General features: G+C 60.0%; 17 protein-coding genes. 6 read left to right on the top strand and 11 right to left on the bottom strand.

Annotation, left to right across the window (positions count from 1 at the left end; genetic code table 11):
* Positions 1–234, top strand: a complete 234-nt coding sequence (locus FHX15_RS11090; protein WP_007826248.1) for a BolA/IbaG family iron-sulfur metabolism protein — start codon at positions 1–3, stop codon at positions 232–234.
* 144 nt (positions 235–378) lie between these two features.
* On the opposite strand, the gene FHX15_RS11085 is transcribed toward FHX15_RS11090, so the two are convergent.
* Positions 379–1524, bottom strand: a complete 1146-nt coding sequence (locus FHX15_RS11085; RefSeq protein WP_184396809.1) for a hypothetical protein — start codon at positions 1522–1524, stop codon at positions 379–381.
* 343 nt (positions 1525–1867) lie between these two features.
* Here FHX15_RS11085 and grxD point away from each other — a divergent pair, with 343 nt between their 5' ends.
* From grxD to hisC, 4 genes are all read left to right on the top strand, one after another.
* Complete coding sequence (gene grxD / locus FHX15_RS11080; protein ID WP_184396807.1) at positions 1868–2203, top strand: Grx4 family monothiol glutaredoxin; 336 nt, start codon at positions 1868–1870, stop codon at positions 2201–2203.
* A 137-nt stretch (positions 2204–2340) separates the two neighbouring features.
* A complete protein-coding gene (locus FHX15_RS11075; protein ID WP_184397179.1) occupies positions 2341–3588 on the top strand; it encodes a multidrug effflux MFS transporter in 1248 nt (415 codons plus the stop codon).
* A gap of 108 nt (positions 3589–3696) precedes the next feature.
* Positions 3697–4977, top strand: coding sequence for a multidrug effflux MFS transporter (locus tag FHX15_RS11070; RefSeq protein ID WP_184396805.1), 1281 nt, complete (start codon positions 3697–3699; stop codon positions 4975–4977).
* Positions 4978–5010: 33 nt separating this feature from the next.
* Positions 5011–6069 (top strand): histidinol-phosphate transaminase, encoded by a 1059-nt coding sequence (hisC, locus tag FHX15_RS11065; protein ID WP_184396803.1) that lies wholly within the window; start codon positions 5011–5013, stop codon positions 6067–6069.
* A gap of 4 nt (positions 6070–6073) precedes the next feature.
* On the opposite strand, the gene FHX15_RS11060 is transcribed toward hisC, so the two are convergent.
* The 10 genes from FHX15_RS11060 to FHX15_RS11015 form a co-directional block, all read right to left on the bottom strand.
* The gene (locus tag FHX15_RS11060) at positions 6074–6898 is read right to left on the bottom strand and encodes an inositol monophosphatase family protein (RefSeq protein WP_184396801.1); all 825 of its coding nucleotides are present in this window, start codon (positions 6896–6898) and stop codon (positions 6074–6076) included.
* A gap of 20 nt (positions 6899–6918) precedes the next feature.
* Positions 6919–7746: an inositol monophosphatase family protein gene (locus FHX15_RS11055; protein WP_184396799.1), complete on the bottom strand. Its 828-nt coding sequence runs from the start codon at positions 7744–7746 to the stop codon at positions 6919–6921.
* A gap of 44 nt (positions 7747–7790) precedes the next feature.
* Complete coding sequence (gene ttcA, locus FHX15_RS11050; RefSeq protein ID WP_184396779.1) at positions 7791–8657, bottom strand: tRNA 2-thiocytidine(32) synthetase TtcA; 867 nt, start codon at positions 8655–8657, stop codon at positions 7791–7793.
* 59 nt (positions 8658–8716) lie between these two features.
* Complete coding sequence (locus FHX15_RS11045) at positions 8717–9646, bottom strand: glutaminase (protein ID WP_184397177.1); 930 nt, start codon at positions 9644–9646, stop codon at positions 8717–8719.
* Between the two features lie 167 nt (positions 9647–9813).
* Positions 9814–10431, bottom strand: coding sequence for a 30S ribosomal protein S4 (gene rpsD / locus FHX15_RS11040; protein WP_184396776.1), 618 nt, complete (start codon positions 10429–10431; stop codon positions 9814–9816).
* Between the two features lie 226 nt (positions 10432–10657).
* Positions 10658–12172 (bottom strand): ATP-binding protein, encoded by a 1515-nt coding sequence (locus tag FHX15_RS11035; protein ID WP_184396773.1) that lies wholly within the window; start codon positions 12170–12172, stop codon positions 10658–10660.
* 130 nt (positions 12173–12302) lie between these two features.
* Positions 12303–13103, bottom strand: a complete 801-nt coding sequence (gene murI / locus FHX15_RS11030) for a glutamate racemase (RefSeq protein ID WP_184396770.1) — start codon at positions 13101–13103, stop codon at positions 12303–12305.
* Positions 13084–13914, bottom strand: coding sequence for an RNA methyltransferase (locus FHX15_RS11025; protein ID WP_184396767.1), 831 nt, complete (start codon positions 13912–13914; stop codon positions 13084–13086). The genes murI and FHX15_RS11025 overlap by 20 nt, the downstream gene beginning before the upstream one ends.
* Before the next feature lie 7 nt (positions 13915–13921).
* Entirely contained in the window at positions 13922–15958 is a 2037-nt protein-coding gene (locus tag FHX15_RS11020; RefSeq protein ID WP_184396764.1) for an FUSC family protein, read from the bottom strand.
* A 140-nt stretch (positions 15959–16098) separates the two neighbouring features.
* On the bottom strand, positions 16099–16641 hold the full coding sequence (locus tag FHX15_RS11015; protein ID WP_184396761.1) for a hypothetical protein: 543 nt from the start codon (positions 16639–16641) through the stop codon (positions 16099–16101).
* A 192-nt stretch (positions 16642–16833) separates the two neighbouring features.
* On the opposite strand from FHX15_RS11015, the gene FHX15_RS11010 reads away from it, so the two are divergent.
* Positions 16834–18045: an NADP-dependent isocitrate dehydrogenase gene (locus tag FHX15_RS11010; protein WP_184396758.1), complete on the top strand. Its 1212-nt coding sequence runs from the start codon at positions 16834–16836 to the stop codon at positions 18043–18045.
* The last annotated feature ends 375 nt before the right edge of the window (positions 18046–18420 follow it).

Raw genomic sequence — 18420 nt, 5'->3', positions numbered from 1 at the left:
ATGGCCATGAAACCCGGCGATATCGAAGACATGATCAAGGCCGGTATTCCCGGTGCCAAGGTGACGATCCGCGATCTGGCCGGCGATGGCGACCACTACGCCGCTGAAGTCGTCGCGGAGGCCTTCCGCGGCAAGAGCCGCGTGCAGCAGCACCAGATGGTCTATGAGGCGCTGAAGGGCAATATGGGGGGGATCCTGCATGCGCTCGCGCTGCAGACCTCGGCGCCCGATTGAACTGACATCCCGGCTTCGATCGATCGAAAATTGGAAATGAAAAGGCCCGGCCGGAAGACAGTCTTCCCGCCGGCCTTTATTTTTCGCTGGACGCCGTCGCTCGAAGTGATCGACGCCCCCTCACCGCTTTGTTCGGCCTATTTCTCAGGCCGGCAGCTTGTCTTGCTCGGGATAGGCAAAGACCGACGCCGGCATCGGCCCGGCCGTCAGCAGCGTGAAATCGAAAGAGGATTTCATGTCAGGTCCCAGGACATACTGGCGATGGACACGTAGCTGATCCCCGCGGATTTTCTTGTAATGCTCCGGCGTCAGCATCTGCCGCACCCGGATATGGATCATGCTCGCCTGCGGCGCATCCGGATGGCCGGAAACGCTGACGACCGGCACCTTGTAGAAATTGATCGAGTCCGTCAGGCACTGCACGTCCAGCCAGAAGATATCGGGGCAACGTGCAATTAGGCCGACGCGCGAGCGCAAGAGCGTCGCCGATGACATCAGAGCGCATTGCAGGATGGCGCCACCAAGTGTGGCAAACACCACGCGCTTGCCTTTGAAGATGTCAGGTTCCCGCTCCAGCAGAATGCCCACGACATGGGCCGCGACGCTGGAGCCCATGCTGTGTGAGGAGATGACATATTCATCGGCCTCCTCGTTGAGCGCCTCGCGCACCGAGGTCGCGCATTGCTCGAGCCAGTCGTTGAAAACAAGCCTGTCCATGCGCGCCAACGCCACCGCCATTTCCCAGTCGGCGAAAAGATGCAGCGTATGGAAGCGTTCCGAGAACGGCAGGAAGCCGAAGGTGAAGAAGATGGCCGCCAGCGGCGCACTCCAGCCGAAGTGCCAGGCGGGAAGCCCGAGCCAGTAATGCAGCAGCAGGATCTGCAGCGTGATGACGATTGCGAGCGCCGTCAGCAGGAAGGGAAAGATGAAGAATAGGCCGAAACGCCAGGCGTGCCGGAAATAGCCGGCCATGCCGCCTTCCCGCACCACCTGCCAGAAGCTTCGAAAGCCTGCCGCGATCCGGCGTGCCGTATTGCCTTTGCGCAGCCGCCGCACCAGTTCGTTATGGTCGAAGACATGCACGCGCGTCTGCGTCTGCCAGCCATTGGCGCCTGTGCCGACGTCGAAAGAAGTGTAGTACCCCTCGCCCGCAGCACTTGTTTTGATGTCATAGCCCCAGACGGATGCGCTTTGCCGGGCGGTACGTTCATACCGCGCCCGGTGCGCTGCGCCATCAAGCGGCTCGAAGCCAGGGAAATGCACCACAACCCGCTTGTCGATCAGTTTCATAGTCTTTTTCTTCTTTCCCGGCGGATCGGGACGCCGTTATCAGGATGACGGAGTCGCCTGAATGCCGGCGGAAATCCGATAAAGTATGGAGCCGCCTTGCTAAGCGAACTTGTTGGGAATTCAATAGTGGGAGTGCGTTTCGCTAGGATTCGGGGAATTTTGTGGCTAATCCGCCTCAACTTGCAAATCAGTCGGTAACGCACGGGCAACAACCCGAGTCGAAGAACGTCGGGATTGGTGTTTTTTCGGTTTCGCCGGGTGGAATTCCCGCCCCTACATGCTATCTAAAGGAAACGATTGAAACGGCGGGCCTTTACCCCGCCTGTTGAAAGGATTAGGTCCCATGAGCGGTATCAACGAATTCATCGACAACGAAGTCAAGAACAACGACGTCGTCCTTTTCATGAAGGGCACGCCGCAGTTTCCGCAGTGCGGTTTCTCCGGGCAGGTCGTCCAGATTCTCGATTACCTCGGTGTCGACTACAAGGGCATCAATGTGCTCGCCGATTCGGAAATACGCCAGGGCATCAAGGATTATTCCAACTGGCCGACGATTCCACAGCTCTATGTGAAGGGCGAGTTCATCGGCGGCTGCGACATCGTCCGGGAAATGTTCCAGGCCGGGGAACTCCAGCAGCATCTCCAGGAAAACGGCGTCACGGTTAAGGGCGCCGCCTGATCGGTCATCGGGCGTCCGTCCGGTTTCCAAATCCGTATTTTGAGTTCGAGGCGCTGCGCCAAGCAGCGCCTTGACCTGTTTATGGGAATTTCATTGTGGCAGAATCATCACAAGCCATGTCCGCGGGCCGCTTGCCCATGGGCAAGCTGGAATTCATCGCGCTTGCGGCTCTCCTGATGGCCGTCAACTCGCTGGCGATCGACATCATGCTGCCCGCGCTGCAGCAGATCGGTGCCAGCCTCGGTGTTGAGAACGAAAATCACCGCCAGTACGTCGTTTCCGCCTATCTCTTCGGTTTCGGCATCGCCCAGCTTTTCTATGGACCGCTTTCCGATCGTTTCGGCCGCCGCATCCCTCTGCTGATCGGCCTCGCCATCTACATTGTTTCCGCTTTCGGCATTGCCGTCGTTCCGAGCTTCGCCGGGCTTCTGGCGCTGCGCTTCATTCAGGGTCTCGGTTCGGCCGCTACCCGCGTCATTACCATCTCCGTCGTCCGCGACGTTTATGGCGGGCGGCAGATGGCCGAGGTCATGTCGCTCATCATGATGGTCTTCATGATCGTGCCGGTCATTGCACCCGGAAGCGGTCAGATCATCATGCTGATCAGCACCTGGCACATGATCTTCGTCTTCATCGGCGCCATGGGGACAGCTGTCGGTGCGTGGATGTATCTGCGTCTGCCGGAAACGCTCGATCCGGCCAATGTCCGCCCATTCACGGTGCGGTCGGTCGCGCAGGGCTTTGCGATCTTCTTTTCCAACCGCATCGCCCTCTGTTACACCATTGCCAGCACGATCCTCTTCGGTGCGTTGTTCGGCTTCATCAACTCCGCCCAGCAGATCTATGTCGGCATATACGGGCTCGGCGTTTATATGCCTGTCGCCTTTGCCGCTGTGGCGCTGTTCATGGCCTTCTCGTCCTTCATCAATTCCCAGCTGGTCGGCCGCTTCGGCATGCGTCGCCTGTCGCACGCTTCGATCCTCGGCTTCTGTTGCCTGAGTTTCGTCTGGTTGATAGTGCAGATATCCGGGCCGCAGCCCATGCCCTTCGTGATCTTCATTATCTTCTTCGCGCTGGTCATGTTCCAGTTCGGCTGGATCGGCTCCAACTTCAACTCGCTTGCCATGGAGCCGCTCGGTCATCTTGCCGGCACGGCCTCCTCGGTGATCGGCTTCATGAGCACGATCGGCGGCGCATCGATCGGCGCCATAATCGGACAAGCCTTCGACGGCACGGCGACGCCGATGATCGCGGGTTACTTCATTGTCTCGTTGATCGGCATCGTCTTTGTGCTGGTTGCCGAGAAGGGCCGGCTCTTCAGGGCGCAACACGCGCCGTTGTCGAAGGACGCATCAATCTCCAGCTTCACCGATATCGGACACTGACGCGTCACATCATCCGGCGGCGGGGCATCACGGTAGGGGCTCCGCCGCCCTTCCACATCGAATTCGGCCGCGTCTGCGGCCGCTCTTCCGTCATTCAGGGGGATTCGAATGACTCCGACACACAAACCGCACACGGAAAACCTCGGCTCGGCCCGCATCGGCATGGGCTTCGTGGAGTTCGTGATAACCATCGCCATCATGACCGCCAGCATCGCCATGGCGATCGACAGCATGTTGCCGGCGCTGCCCAATATCGGTCATTCGCTTGGTGTGACCAGCAACAATGACGCGCAGCTGGTTATCGGCGTCTTCTTTCTTGGCTTCGGCGTTTCGCAGATCGTCTTTGGCAGCCTGTCTGATGCCTTCGGTCGACGCAACATCCTGCTCGGTGGCCTGGTTTGCTACATCGTCGGCATGTTTGCAGCAGCCGCCACCGGAAGCTTCGAGATGCTGCTGATCATGCGCTTCGTCCAGGGTATCGGCGGTGCAGCCGTACGCATCACCACCATGGCAATCGTCCGCGATTGCTTCGGCGGCCGCGAGATGGCGCGCGTCATGTCCTATGTCATGATCGTCTTCATGATCGTGCCGATCGTCGCCCCTTCGGTCGGCCAGCTCATCATTACCTATGCCAATTGGCACTGGATATTCATTCTGCTCGGTATCGTCGCGACGATCCTCTTCGTTTGGGCGCTGCTGCGCCTGAAGGAATCGCTGCCGCCTGAAGAGCGCATTCCACTATCCTTCGGCGCTGTTGCCGATGGTTTCAAGACGGTCCTCACCAACCGCATTACCTGCGGCTACATGATCGGCCTCACCATGTTCACCGGCGTCATCAGCGCCTATGTGATCTCGGTACAGCAGGTTTTCGGCGAGGTCTACGGGCTCGGCGACTGGCTGCCGATCGCCTTTGCGGCGACGGCCGGTGGCATCGCCGTCGCCAACTTCGCCAATGGCATGCTGGTGCGAACCTTCGGCATGCGCCGCATCTCGCATGCGGCCATGCTGCTCTTCACCATCATCTCTGCGATCGGCTTTGTAGCGGCGCTCGGCGGCACCCCGTCCTTCGCCTTCTCCTATGCGCTCTTCTCGATCCTGCTGATCATGTTTGCTGTCATCGCCACCAACTTCACGGCGATCAGCCTGGAGCCGATGGGCAATCTTGCCGGCACCGCAACCGCCATCACCGGTTTCGTATCAACGACGTTCGGCGCCCTTCTCGGCGGCGGTGTCGGCCAGCTCTTCAACGGCACGGTCCAGCCGCTTTTCGGCGGCTTCGCGCTCTTCGGTGCCGTTACCGTTGTCATGGTGCTCTGGGCGGAAAAGGGCAAGCTCTTCACCCATCCCGGCGACAGCCCGCAGATCGACCCAGGCGCGGTTCACATGTAATGGTGCCTGAGAGACAATAGCTGGAAGGTCGCGATGAGCCGTTTCTGGAGTCCCGTTGTACAATCCTTGACACCCTACGTGGCGGGCGAACAGCCTGTCATCACCGGCTTGGTCAAGCTGAACACCAATGAGAATCCCTATGGCCCATCGCCGCGCGCACTAGCGGCGATCGCTGAAGCCGTCAACGACACGCTGCGTCTTTATCCTGACCCGACGGGCTTGAAGCTGCGCCAGGCGATCGCCACAAGCCATGATCTCGATCCCGGCGAAGTCTTCGTCGGAAACGGTTCGGACGAAGTTCTGGCGCATACCTTCCAGGCACTGCTGAAGCACGCGCTGCCCCTGCTCTTCCCTGATATCACCTACAGCTTCTACCCGACCTATTGCGGCCTCTACGGCATCGATTTCCGCGAGGTCCCGCTGGACCAGAAGATGCAGGTCGGGATCGAGGACTACCGGCAGCCCTGCGGCGCGATCATCCTGCCCAACCCGAATGCGCCGACCGGCTCTGCGCTGCCGATAGCGGCAATCGAGGCGCTGATATCTGAACATCCGGATCAGGTTGTCGTCATCGATGAAGCTTATGTGGATTTCGGCGGCGAAAGCACCATTCCGCTGGTGCCGAAGTATCCGAACCTGCTGGTCATCCAGACCTTCTCGAAATCGCGCGGCCTTGCTGGCCTGCGTGTCGGTTTCGCCGTCGGCCAGCGGCCGTTGATCGATGCGCTGGAAAGGGTCAAGGACAGCTTCAATTCCTACCCGCTGGACAGGCTGGCTCAGGCCGGCGCCGTTGCTGCCTGGGAGGATCGGGACTGGTTGCGGAAGCATTGCGACCTGATCGTCGCAAGCCGCGAGGGCTTGACGGCCGCTCTCAGGGAACTCGGCTTCGAGGTCCTGCCCTCCTCTGCCAATTTCGTCTTCGCACGGCACGGAGAACGCGGCGCTGCGGAGCTTGCCGCGGAACTGCGCAAACGCGCGGTCCTCGTGCGGCATTTCCGCGGGGAGCGCACCGGGAATTTCCTGCGCATCACCATTGGCACCGATGCCGAATGCGATAAGCTTCTGGACGCGCTGAAGCAGATTCTCGCCTGACGGCTCAGACTGTGACGACCTCACGGCGCAGGATGTCCCAGCTTTCCTTGTCGGGCGTAATCAGCAGTCCGCCGGTAACATGATGCGGCAGATAGGCCGAGCCATCGAAGCGCGCGGCATAGCCGCCGGCTTCCTGGCTGATCAGCGTTCCGGCCAGATGGTCCCATGGCATCAGCTTGTTATACATCAGGTAATGCACATGGCCGCCGGCAAAGGTGCGGTATTCATGGGCCGCGCAGCGGTAGTTGATGAGGAAGCGTACCTTGGCGAGATTGCCGAGGATCTCGGCGCGCTTCTCCTGCGGAAGGTAGCCGGTGGAGGCCATGCCGACCATCTGGTCGAGCGCAACGGGCTCGGCCACCTTCAGCCGCTGCGCGTCGCCGTCCGGCCGGCGCAGCCAGGCGCCGCCGCCTTTTTCTGCCATAACCCAGTCGTCGCCCATTGGATCATAGATGATGCCGGCAACCGTCTCCCCCTTGGAAACGACCGACGCCATGACGCCGAATGCCGGGATGCCGGACGCGAAATTGAAGGTACCATCGACGGGATCGACGATGATGGCAAGATCGGCAGCTGCGAGCTCATCGAGCAGTGCAGCATCGGCAGCGACCGACTCCTCACCGATGAAAAGCGCTTCCGGCCAGAGGCGCTGGGCCTCCGCCTTCATTATTCTCTCGGCCTGTTCGTCCGCTTCGGTAACGAGATCGGTTGCCTCCGTCTTGGCGCGCACATCATCGCTGCCCAGCCGGCGAAAGCGTGGCAGAATCTCAGCTTTCGCTGCCTGCCGCAGGAGATCGGCAAGCTTCGTCACATCTACGGCAGTCGTCATGGCGGCTTCCCCTCGGTTTATCAGTATCCGACAATCTCGTTGCGGATCATTCTCCAGCTTTCCTTGTCGGGAGCCGAGATGATGCCGCCGGAAATCTCGCCCGGCCTGTAAGGCGTTTCGTCGAATTTCGCGGTATGGCCGCCGGCTTCCTGATGCGTCAGCACGCCGGCAAGATGATCCCACGGCATCAGCTTGGGGTGGCCGATGAAATGCAGCTTGCCGGATGAGACCATCCAATATTCATAGGCTGAGCAATTGAATGCGAAGGTCATTTTGATCTTGGCCATATTGGCGGCGACGCGCGACCGGTCCGGCTCTTCCATATGGCTGCAGGCCATGGCACCGATCATGCGGTTGAGTTCGATCGGTTCTGCGACCTTCAGGCGGACAGGCTCGCCATTGCGCTTCTGCTGGAAGGCGCCTGCACCCTTGAGAGACACGACTGTATCGCCGAGCGCCGGATCATGAATGATACCGGCCACCGTCTCACCCTTCACTGTCACTGCGAGGATCGTGCCGAAGACCGGCATGCCAGCGGCGAAATTGAACGTGCCGTCGACTGGATCGATGACAAAGGCAAGGTCCGCATCGGCAAGAGCCGGTACCACGGAACGATCGGCCTCATAGGCCTCTTCGCCCACGATGAGCGCGGTCGGAAAGCGCTCGCGGATCGCTGCCGTAAGGTAAGCCTCTGAGCGCAGGTCGGCCTGCGTGACGAGATCGATGGAAGATGTCTTTTCGGAAACATTGGCCGCGGTCGCATTGCGGAAACGCGGCATGATCTCTTCTTCGGCGACATGCCTGACGCAATCACCGAGGAACTCTATGTCTTTGTCTGAGAAAATCATTTTGGACTCGTTGCATGGAACTGCTGAGGCTCATAGCAAGTCAATTATGATGTTTGGGTGACGGTCAGCTCAGAAAAGTCGAAAAGTTTCGGATCGAGCAGATGCGACGGGTTCACATGGGCGAGAGCACGCAGCATCGTGTCCTTGCGGCCGGGCATGCGGCGCTCGATATCGGCGAGCATATCCTTCATAGCATTGCGCTGCAGGCCGTCCTGCGAGCCGCAGAGATCGCATGGAATGATCGGAAATTGCATGGCGGCAGCAAATTTCGCCATGTCGTCCTCGGCGCAATAGGCGAGTGGCCGCAGCACCATCAGATTGCCTTCGTCATTCAGAAGCTTTGCGGGCATGGCGGCGAGCCTGCCGCCGTGGAAGAAGTTCATGAAGAAGGTTTCGAGGATGTCCTCGCGGTGATGGCCGAGCACCAGCGCGTCACAGCTCTCTTCTTTGGCAATACGATAGAGGTTGCCGCGGCGCAGGCGCGAGCAGAGCGAACAATAGGTCGCGCCCTCGGGCACCTTCTCCTTCACGATAGAATAGGTGTCGCGATATTCGATGCGGTGCTTGGCGCCGATCTTCGTCAGGTACTCCGGCAGCACGTGTTTCGGAAAATTCGGCTGGCCCTGATCGAGATTGCAGGCGATCAGCTCCACGGGCAGCAGCCCGCGCCATTGCAGGTCCAGAAGCAGCGCCAGCAGCCCATAAGAATCCTTGCCGCCGGAAATGCCGATCAGCCAGCGTTTCTGGCCCTTGAGCATGTCGAAATCGTCGAAGGCCTGACGCACCTGCCGCAACAGGCGCTTGCGCAGCTTGTTGAAGGAGACCGAATGCGGCGCATCGGCAAACAGCGCATGGCCAATGCCGGTATCAGCCGTTTCGAGGTCATCGGCAATATTGGCTGCGATATTCATCTTCTTACCCGTCTGATGTGCCTGCCCTGCTTAGCAGAAAGCCGCAGCCCGACACAGCCTCAATCGCCGAAAACGGACCAGCCGGTGCGCGCTGCCAACATCTCCAGCGCGACAGCGCCCAGCTGCGAATTGCCGACCTTATTAAGCCCCGGCGACCATACCGCGATTGACGCAATGCCCGGCGCCACTGCAAAGATGCCGCCGCCGACGCCGCTCTTGCCGGGCAGGCCGACATGATAGGCGAAATCGCCCGACCCGTCGTAATGGCCGCAGGTGAGCATCAGCGCATTGATGCGCCGCGCCCGCTTCGGCGACACGACCGAATGGCCGGTCAGCGGATTGCTGCCGCGTGCCGCCAGAAACAGACCGGCGCGGGCCAGTTGTTCGCAGGTCATGGAGAGCGCGCATTGATGGAAATAGACCCCGAGCACATGATCAACGGGATGATCGAGATTGCGGTAGGAGCGCATGAAATTGGCAAGCGCGAAATTGCGATAGCCCGTCGCCGTTTCCGAACGCGCCACCTTGTCGTCGATGGTGATGGATTCATCGTCCGCGAGGTAACGTACGAAACGCAGCAATTCGCCGATCGCCTCGCGTGGCGCATGGCCGGCCATGACGACATCGCTGACCGCAATCGCGCCGGCATTGATGAAGGGATTGCGCGGGATTCCGTGCTCATGCTCGAGCTGGACGATGGAATTGAAAGCCGAGCCCGAAGGCTCGCGGCCGACGCGCTTCCACAGCCCCTCGCCCACCTTGCCGAGCGCCAGCGTCAGCATGAAGACCTTGGAAATGCTCTGGATGGAGAAAGCGACATCGGCATTGCCGACGCTGTAGACTTTGCCGTCGACAGTGACGATCGACATGCCGAACTGATTCGGGTCGATCTTGGCAAGCTCCGGAATATAATCCGCGACCTTGCCCTCGCCGATACGGGGCGTCAGCTCCTTATAGATGCTGTCGAGGACTGCCTGCAAATCCATGATGGCTTCTCTCCAGGTACGAAAAAGCCGCCCCGAGAGGCGGCTTTTCCAGAATGCGAAAACGCCTCGCGCTCTGCTGCGCCGCACATCGAAGATGTGCAAAGGACGCAGCAGCATCTTAGAGACACATAAGCCTTTCCGACAATCGAATCGATTGTCGGGGTTATGCGTTAACGCGAATAGAATTCGACGACCAGATGCGGTTCCATGACAACCGGATACGGAACGTCGGCAAGCGTCGGAACGCGTGCGAAAGTGGCGACCATCTTGTGGTGGTCGACTTCGACGTAGTCAGGGACGTCGCGCTCTGCGAGCGAAACCGATTCCAGAACCGTAACGAGCTGCTTGGACTTTTCACGAACTTCGATGACGTCGCCGACCTTGCAACGGTAAGAACCGATGTTGACGCGCACACCGTTGACCGTAACGTGGCCATGGTTGACGAACTGACGGGCAGCAAAGACCGTCGGAACGAACTTGGCGCGGTAAACGATCGCATCGAGGCGGGACTCCAGAAGACCGATCAGGTTTTCCGAGGTGTCGCCCTTGCGGCGGTCGGCTTCAGCGAAGATCGCGCGGAACTGCTTCTCGCGCAGGTCACCGTAGTAACCCTTCAGCTTCTGCTTGGCGCGCAGCTGCACACCGAAATCCGAAAGCTTGCCCTTGCGGCGCTGGCCATGCTGGCCCGGGCCGTATTCGCGGCGGTTCACCGGGGACTTCGGACGGCCCCAGATGTTTTCGCCCATACGGCGGTCGATCTTGTACTTGGACGATTCGCGCTTGCTCATCGTATTTCCTTTCAAAGTGTTGTGACGGTTTGTTGCCAAACCGCGCGAAGGAAACACGCCCTCCTTTGATCCCGTTTCCGGGAGCCGACAGGATCTTTCCATTACGCGAACGGATCTGATCCACGGGACATGTCAAATGAAACACCGGACATTGCTGCCCGGTGCTGGCGCGGTCTTTAGTCGGGCGTCATGAAAATGTCAACAGCGACAAGGCGCTGAAAGCCTTTTATTCTGCCGCTTCCTGGCCGTCGCTGTCATCGGGGGCATTGGCATCGCCAGGTGCGGTCTGGCAGCCGAAATCGGGGAAAGCCACGATGCGTTTGCCAGAGAAATCGGTATGCACGACAATGCTACCCTGCTCCTCGAAATAGCCGAGAAGCCGGCGAGCACGTCGGGCCGAATGCGTGCCGTAGGCGCGTGCGATCCGCGCATCCGACGGGCATGGTTCGCCGCAGACTGCGGCCTTGGCAAGCATCAGAAACACGCCTTGCAGATCGTCGGTGACGGAGGCAGAGAGTGACAGCGCCGTCGACCAGTTTTCCGAAGCAGCCGTCTCCGCGTCCACGCCGGACCGGGAAATCGCGACACGCCGCCGGAATTCCGGCAACGACATAGGCGGTCCGGGAACGCGTCGCATCCGCAGCCGAACGAGGAATTCCTGATAGAGAACAGCGTCCGTTCGGAAGCCGGAACCTGGATCGTCGAGGATTTCGGCGAGCACGGCGGCAAGCCGCTCTTCGCGGTCTTCCGCTGACAGCTCTGGCTGTGCCACACGCGGCTCGGCAGCCTGAATGGGACTGGCTGCCGGCGTCGAGCGTGAAAGCTCGGCAAGGATATCGGTTGTTGGGCGCGGCGCCGGCGGCGCGCGGCGTACGAGCGGCCGCTGGAATTCTTGCGGGTCCGGGGTGAAGATCAGGTCTTCTACATCCTGTGGCGAATCCGGCAGCGGCATCAGCTTCGGACTGGACGAGCGCGCCGAGGTTTCGACCGCACCAATCTGGATCGGGAGCGGGCGGCGCGACAGCGCCGGGCCGAGTGCAACGAAATTACCGCGCTTCAGGTCGCGGAACATTTCGGCCTGGCGCCGATCCATGCCGAGCAGGTCGGCCGCACGCGCCATGTCAATATCGAGGAAGGTCCGGCCCATCAGGAAGTTGGAGGCTTCGGCCGCAACGTTCTTGGCAAGCTTTGCGAGGCGCTGCGTGGCGATGACGCCGGCAAGCCCCCGCTTTCGGCCGCGGCACATCAGATTGGTCATGGCGCCGAGCGAGGCCTTGCGCGCATCTTCCGACACGTCACCGCCAACGGAGGGCGCAAACATCTGCGCTTCGTCCACCACGACCAGAACCGGATACCAATATTCGCGATCGGCATCGAACATGCCGTTGAGGAAGGCGGCGGCCGCACGCATCTGCTGCTCGATATCGAGCCCTTCCAGCGTCAGGACGCAGGAGACGCGGTGTTGGCGGATACGGTTGGCAATGCCGACAAGCTCGGCCTCTGTGCGCTCGCCATCGACCACAACATGGCCGAAGCGCTCGGAGAGCGTGACGAAATCGCCTTCGGGATCGATGATGACCTGCTGCACCCATTGAGCAGACTGTTCCAGCAGGCGGCGCAGAAGATGCGATTTGCCGGAGCCGGAATTGCCCTGCACAAGCAGTCGCGTCGCCAGCAACTCCTCGATATCGAGTGTCGCCGGACCTCCGGACGCCAATCCCATATCGATCCCAACCTGCAATGCGAAACCTCTCCAGAGACTCAAATCAGCGACGCGCCATCCTTCCAGAAATGGCTGGCTTTCGTCTATCAAAGAATGCAGCTGATATCAGGGGCTGATTGAGGCAACCCACAGGGATTGTGTCGGCCTGTCAGGCACTCAGCCCGAAACCCTGCATCAGCCGCCGCGTAGCGAAATCGGGATTGCCCGAGGTGAAGACCGCAAAGTCGAAATTATCAGGGTGAACGGCATCCGCCACCTGCGGCACCAGTGCGCGGGCGCGCCGTGCAATGGCTTCTGCCGGGTCCAGCCAGTCCACCGGCCAGGGCGCCAGTCTGCGAAACATGTTGGCCATGAAAGGATAATGGGTGCAGGCAAGCACAACGATGTCGGTCCTGCACCCGTCCTTCTCGACGAAACACTGGTCGATTTCGGTCAGGACGGCATCGTCGGATACAGCGTCTCCGCGGATATAGGCCTCGGCCATGCGCGCGAGGTTCTCAGAACCGACGAGCCGCACATGGCATTGCTGCGCGAAAGACTGGATGAGGTCGCGCGTATAGGCGCGCTTGACGGTGCCGGGGGTCGCCAGCACCGAGACGAGGCCGGAACGCGTCCGCTCGGCGGCCGGCTTGATGGCCGGCACCGTGCCGACGAAGGTCATCTGCGGAAAGGCGACACGCAGATCCGCGCCGACGAGCGTGAAGGCTGTATTGCAGGCGATGATGCAAACTTCGGGATCGTATTCTTGGAGCAGTTTGGCAAAGAGACCGATGATCCGCTCCTTCAGCGTATGCTCTTCCCAGCTGCCATAGGGAAAACCGGCATCGTCGGCAACATAGATGAAGCCGCGTTCGGGCATCAGCACACGCGCTTCGCGCAGCACGGTCAATCCGCCTATGCCTGAATCGAAAACGAGGACGGGTTTCAGCTCATTCGTCGGCGCTGTCATCTGTCGGGGCACCTTTGCCGGATCTGGTAAAGCCGCCTTTGCGCGGGCTGTTGCGCGAAAAGCGGTCGAGGGAGGAGATGACGCCGCGCAGCACGCTTATTTCCTGTTCCGTGAATGCCCGGCGGGAGAGAACAGCACGAAGGTTGTCGACCATTTTCGGCTTTTTCGAGGGCGGATGGAAATAGTTGCGGGAATCGAGCGCCTCTTCGAGCTGCTCGAATAGGCCAAAGAGCTGCTCCTTTGTGGATGGCCGCTGCTCGAGCGCCTGGAACGGCACCGCCTCCAGATCCTCCATGCCCGATTTCATCCATTCATAGGACATCAAGAGCACAGCCTGGGCGATATTGAGAGAGGCAAAGGCCGGGTTGACCGGGAAGGTGACGATCTCGTCGGCAAGCGCCACTTCCTCGTTCGTCAGGCCCCAGCGCTCGCGACCGAAGAGGATGCCGGTCGCCTCCCCTGACCGGAATTTCGTACGCAGCGTTTGCGCGGCAAAGACCGGCGAGCGCACCGGCTTGTAATTGTCGCGACTGCGCGCCGTTGTTGCGTAGACGAAGTTGAGATCAGCAATCGCCTCTTCCAGCGTATCGAAAACCTTGGTGCCTTCGATGACATGATCGGCCTTGGAGGCTGCGGCTTGCGCCTTCTCATTCGGCCATCCGTCGCGCGGATTGACGAGGCGAAGATCGGCAAGGCCGAAATTCGCCATGGCACGCGCCACCATTCCGATATTCTCACCCATCTGCGGCTCGACCAGAATGATGACTGGCCCTTCGGCCAAAAGTTGACGCTCGCTGTTCGTGCCCGCCATGTGCTTCCTATTCCTGATTTACGGGCGCAATAGCTTTGCCCGCCGCAAACGGCAAGTCCTGTGTCTCCTCGGGGTAGAGCCGGTCCAGCGTCGAGCCGATCATTTCCACCGCCAGCCGCGCCCCTTCGCGCCACAGCGGCAGGTGACGGCTGACGTGCCGCATCTGCTTGCGAGTGACGAGGAAACATTCCGATCCGCGCGGCGCAAATCTGTCCAGAAGGCCGATATCTGCGGTGATCCGCCCCTTGAGATCCTCCTCGACGGAATCGGCGGTATTATTGCGGGCCAGAACGCGCGACCAATAGGTAACTGAGAGGAAAATCGCCAGAGTCTGGCGAATTTGTCCCGGCCTGGTGACAATGGACCAGGTCGAGCCGAGCGGGCGCGCCGAAAGCGTGATGTCGCGATAGCAGGCATCGACTTTCTGCGAGATGACGATGAGCTCCGGCTGGCTCCTCTTCTCCGATGCGGCCAGGAGCAGCTCCTTTAGGGCGTCGAACCATTTGGCGACCGCCGTATCGAGTGTTTCGCGCGTGCGTGCCGGCAGGACAAGGAAGGCGACCAGCGTTCCGGCTACCGCCCCGATCAGCGTCTCCTCAAGTCGTAACTTCAGGAGGTCGAAAGTCAGCACACCCATCATGCCATAGACCAGGCAGAGCACGATCGAAATGAAGAAGGTCATCGTCGCATAGGAAATCTGCAGGAAGTAGAAGGCAAGGAAAACGCAGGCGATTGAAGCCGCTAGTGCAACCACCATATGGCCTGTCAGCAATGTCGCCAGCACGAGACCGAAGGCAATGCCGAACAATGTGCCGACCGAGCGCTGCAGCGCCTTGATGGCGGTATCGCCACGCGAATTGGTATTGGTGAAAACGAGGAAGGACGCGAGCACCGCCCAAAACCAGCGTTCGCGAGAGAGCGCCAGGCCGAGCGTCATGGCAATCGCCGAGGCCAGTGTAATTTGCAGCGCTGAGCGCATAAGCGGATTCTTCAGCGAAAAATCGATAGGTGCGGATGTGCTCGTTTCATCGACCGAAGCGATCTCGGCAAAATCCGTCCTGCGTCCGGCATCGATCGTTTCCATCAGCTGCCGGCGCGCCGCACCAAGCCAGAGCACCGCACGCGCTGTCTCGCCCTGCGGCTGGCCTTCGATCTCAGCGACTGCTTTTTCCTCAGCCGACAACGAGGCTGTGTCATCCTCGATCACGGCATGGACCAGCGCAATGGATGGTGGGCTCTGAAAGCTCAGCACGAAGGCGCTTTCCGTTGCCAGATGCGCGTCGAACAGCCGGATCGCCAGTTCTGCGGCGGGCGCCGAAGCACCATCGAAGACGCCGCCCGGCGGGCGCGGGATGAAGCTCTCGGCCATCAGCACCACTTCTTTCAGCCGGTCTTCCAGCTGGCGCAGTTCCTGCCGGTCGGCGTCCTCGACCTTTCCTTTAGCAGCGACGGCGGCGAGCTTAAAGAGAATCTGGTTGATGCGGCCTCGCACGCTCTCGAGCGAGCGCAGCAGATCGCGCCGCCAGTTGTCGGGCAAGAGCATTGCCCTCACCCAGTGGCTGACAAGTGCCGAGACGACGGGGCCGATCAGCACCAGAGGCAGTTCTGCGATCTTCGGCTGAAAATAGGAGCCCATGAAATAAGAGGTGAAGGCGAACATGCCGATGGCAAAGCCGCGCGGGCCATAGACGCGGCCGGCCGAGGCAAGGAAGATCACCACGAGGAAAATGAAATCCGAGAGAACGCGTTGCGACTCAAGCGCAGCCGCAACGCCGACGACGAGCAGGCTCGCAAGACAGCCGAGCAGGCGGGTAATGAGCTGGCGTGTCGAGCCCTTGTCACGCACGGCGACGCCGCCTTCGATCGACAGCACGATGCCGAGACCGTAAGAGGCGGTCGGCAACGACACGATGAGCTTGTCGATCAAAAGCAGGATTGTGAAAGAGAGGATGATCGACAGTGTAACGCGCGAGCCCATGCGCAGGCGCGAAAGTGCTGGGTCGTTGGCGAGCAGCCAGTCTCGAAGCTCAAACCCGAAAATCACCCTTGCCAGTCCCTTTGCGCGCCAGACGCGGAGCAGTGCCGAGAGCGAGATACCGCCACCCTAGCAGAAATCAAATCACACCGGGTGTCACCAAAGAGGTGATCACCCTGTGTCACGTCGTCAGTCAAGGGCGTAGGAAGTCATTCGCCGTTGGCGATCTGAACCATGGTCTCCTTCAGCGAGATCGGCCCCTGCCCCTCTTCGCCCTGAATCATGATGTCGTCGATCACGGGTTTGCCGTTCTCCTCGATCACCTCGAAACGGACGGTCGTGAACTCGTCTTTGTTGGGTGCGCCTTCCATGCAGGTCGCCGCCTTGAATTTCACCGTCACCTCGGTCGCGCCGTTTGCCGGCTGGCCGTTGTCGATGGAAAGATCCTGCAGCGGACAAGCATCCTGACCATTGACGATCACGTCATAGTCGAACGGCGAAATGCCGTCTTCGTCCGCCGCCGGATTCTTGGCGGCTGCCTTGTATTTTTCGCCGAAGTCCTTGCTATAGAGCCGGTCGAGCGTGTTCTCTCCGAAAATATCGATCCAGTCGCTGACGTCGCTCGCCCAGTTCTTCTTCGTATCGTCAATGATCTCCTTGACCGGCGCAGTCGCATCGGCCGCAAGCGCAAGGCCAGGCGCGACAGACATGGCGGCAGCAAGGCCGGCGAACAGAGCGGCGATCTTCTTCATGGCAAAATGTCCAGGACTCGGGGGCTTATGCGGGCGAGACTAGACATTTTCCGGCACTTGGCAATGGCGGCAAAAACGTCAGCGTCCGACCCGTTCCGCTTTGCGTTCCAGGCTCACAATGCTATAGCGCTCCGGACCCACATCACCCACCCGGGATATCAGTCCCTTTCTTAAAGCTTACGAGGCAGATACATGAAGAAGATCAAGGTCGCCAATCCCGTCGCCGATCTCGACGGCGATGAAATGACTCGCATCATTTGGCAGCTCATCAAGGATAAGCTGATCCATCCGTATCTCGACCTCGATATCGACTATTACGACCTCTCGGTCGAAAACCGCGACGCCACCAACGACCAGGTCACGGTCGATGCCGCCAACGCCATCAAGAAGTACGGTGTCGGCATCAAGTGCGCGACGATCACGCCGGACGAAGCCCGCGTGAAGGAATTCAACCTCAAGGAAATGTGGAAGAGCCCGAACGGCACGATCCGTAACATCCTCGGCGGCGTCATCTTCCGCGAGCCGATCATCTGCCGCAACGTTCCCCGCCTCGTTCCCGGCTGGACGCAGCCGATCGTTGTTGGTCGTCACGCCTTCGGTGACCAATATCGCGCAACCGATTTCAAGTTCCCCGGCAAGGGCAAGCTGACGATCAAGTTCGTCGGCGAGGATGGCACGGTCATCGAAAAGGAAGTCTTCAACGCGCCGGGCGCCGGCGTTGCCATGGCCATGTACAACCTCGACGAGTCGATCCGCGAATTCGCCCGCGCTTCGATGATGTACGGCCTGATGCGCAAGTGGCCTGTCTACCTGTCGACCAAGAACACCATCCTTAAGGCCTATGACGGCCGCTTCAAGGACATCTTCCAGGAAGTCTACGAAGCCGAATTCAAGGCACAGTTTGACGAAATCGGCATCACCTACGAGCACCGCCTGATCGATGACATGGTCGCGTCCGCTCTCAAGTGGTCCGGCGGCTACGTCTGGGCCTGCAAGAACTATGACGGCGACGTCCAATCCGATACGGTTGCCCAGGGCTTCGGCTCGCTCGGTTTGATGACCTCGGTTCTCCTGACTCCCGATGGTAAGACGGTCGAAGCCGAAGCCGCTCACGGCACGGTGACCCGCCACTACCGCCAGCATCAGAAGGGCCAGGAAACCTCGACGAACTCGATCGCTTCGATTTTCGCCTGGACCCGCGGCCTCGCACACCGCGCCAAGCTCGACAACAATGCCGAACTGGCCAAGTTCGCCTCGACGCTCGAAAAGGTCTGCGTCGACACGGTCGAGGCTGGTTTCATGACCAAGGACCTGGCGCTGCTGATCGGCCCGGATCAGCCGTGGCTCTCGACCACCGCTTTCCTCGACAAGATCGATCAGAACTTGCAGGCCGCAATGGCCTGAGCCCTATCAGGATAGAGATCGAAAGACCCGGCCATTGTGCCGGGTTTTTTGTTGCCGGTCAGCGCTTCCAGATTCTAAATTAGCAATAGCTTTAGCAAGTAAGCCTCGCGTAAGTTGCAGGACCTATTCAGAAACTCGCCTAGGCATGGAGGTTCTGATGGCCAAGAAGAGTTTCGTCCCCGAATTCCTGCAACTTGTAAGGCTGCTTGCCCGTCGTGAGGGCCAGGATATGATCGTCTTCTATCTCGATCTCGCGTTACTCGAGACCCAGACCCAGCACTATAATCAGCGTTTTCGCTCGCCTCATGGTCAGACGGGTGCTGGCGAATTGCCCCCTTCGACTGAAATCATTCCTCGCGCGGCCGTAAAGGCGCC

Origin of the sequence: Rhizobium sp. BK650 (assembly GCF_014195325.1) — a bacterium.
Classification (GTDB): Bacteria; Pseudomonadota; Alphaproteobacteria; order Rhizobiales; family Rhizobiaceae; genus Rhizobium.
The sequence above is the reverse complement of the archived record's forward strand: the minus strand, read 5'-3'. Positions and strand labels throughout refer to the sequence as shown.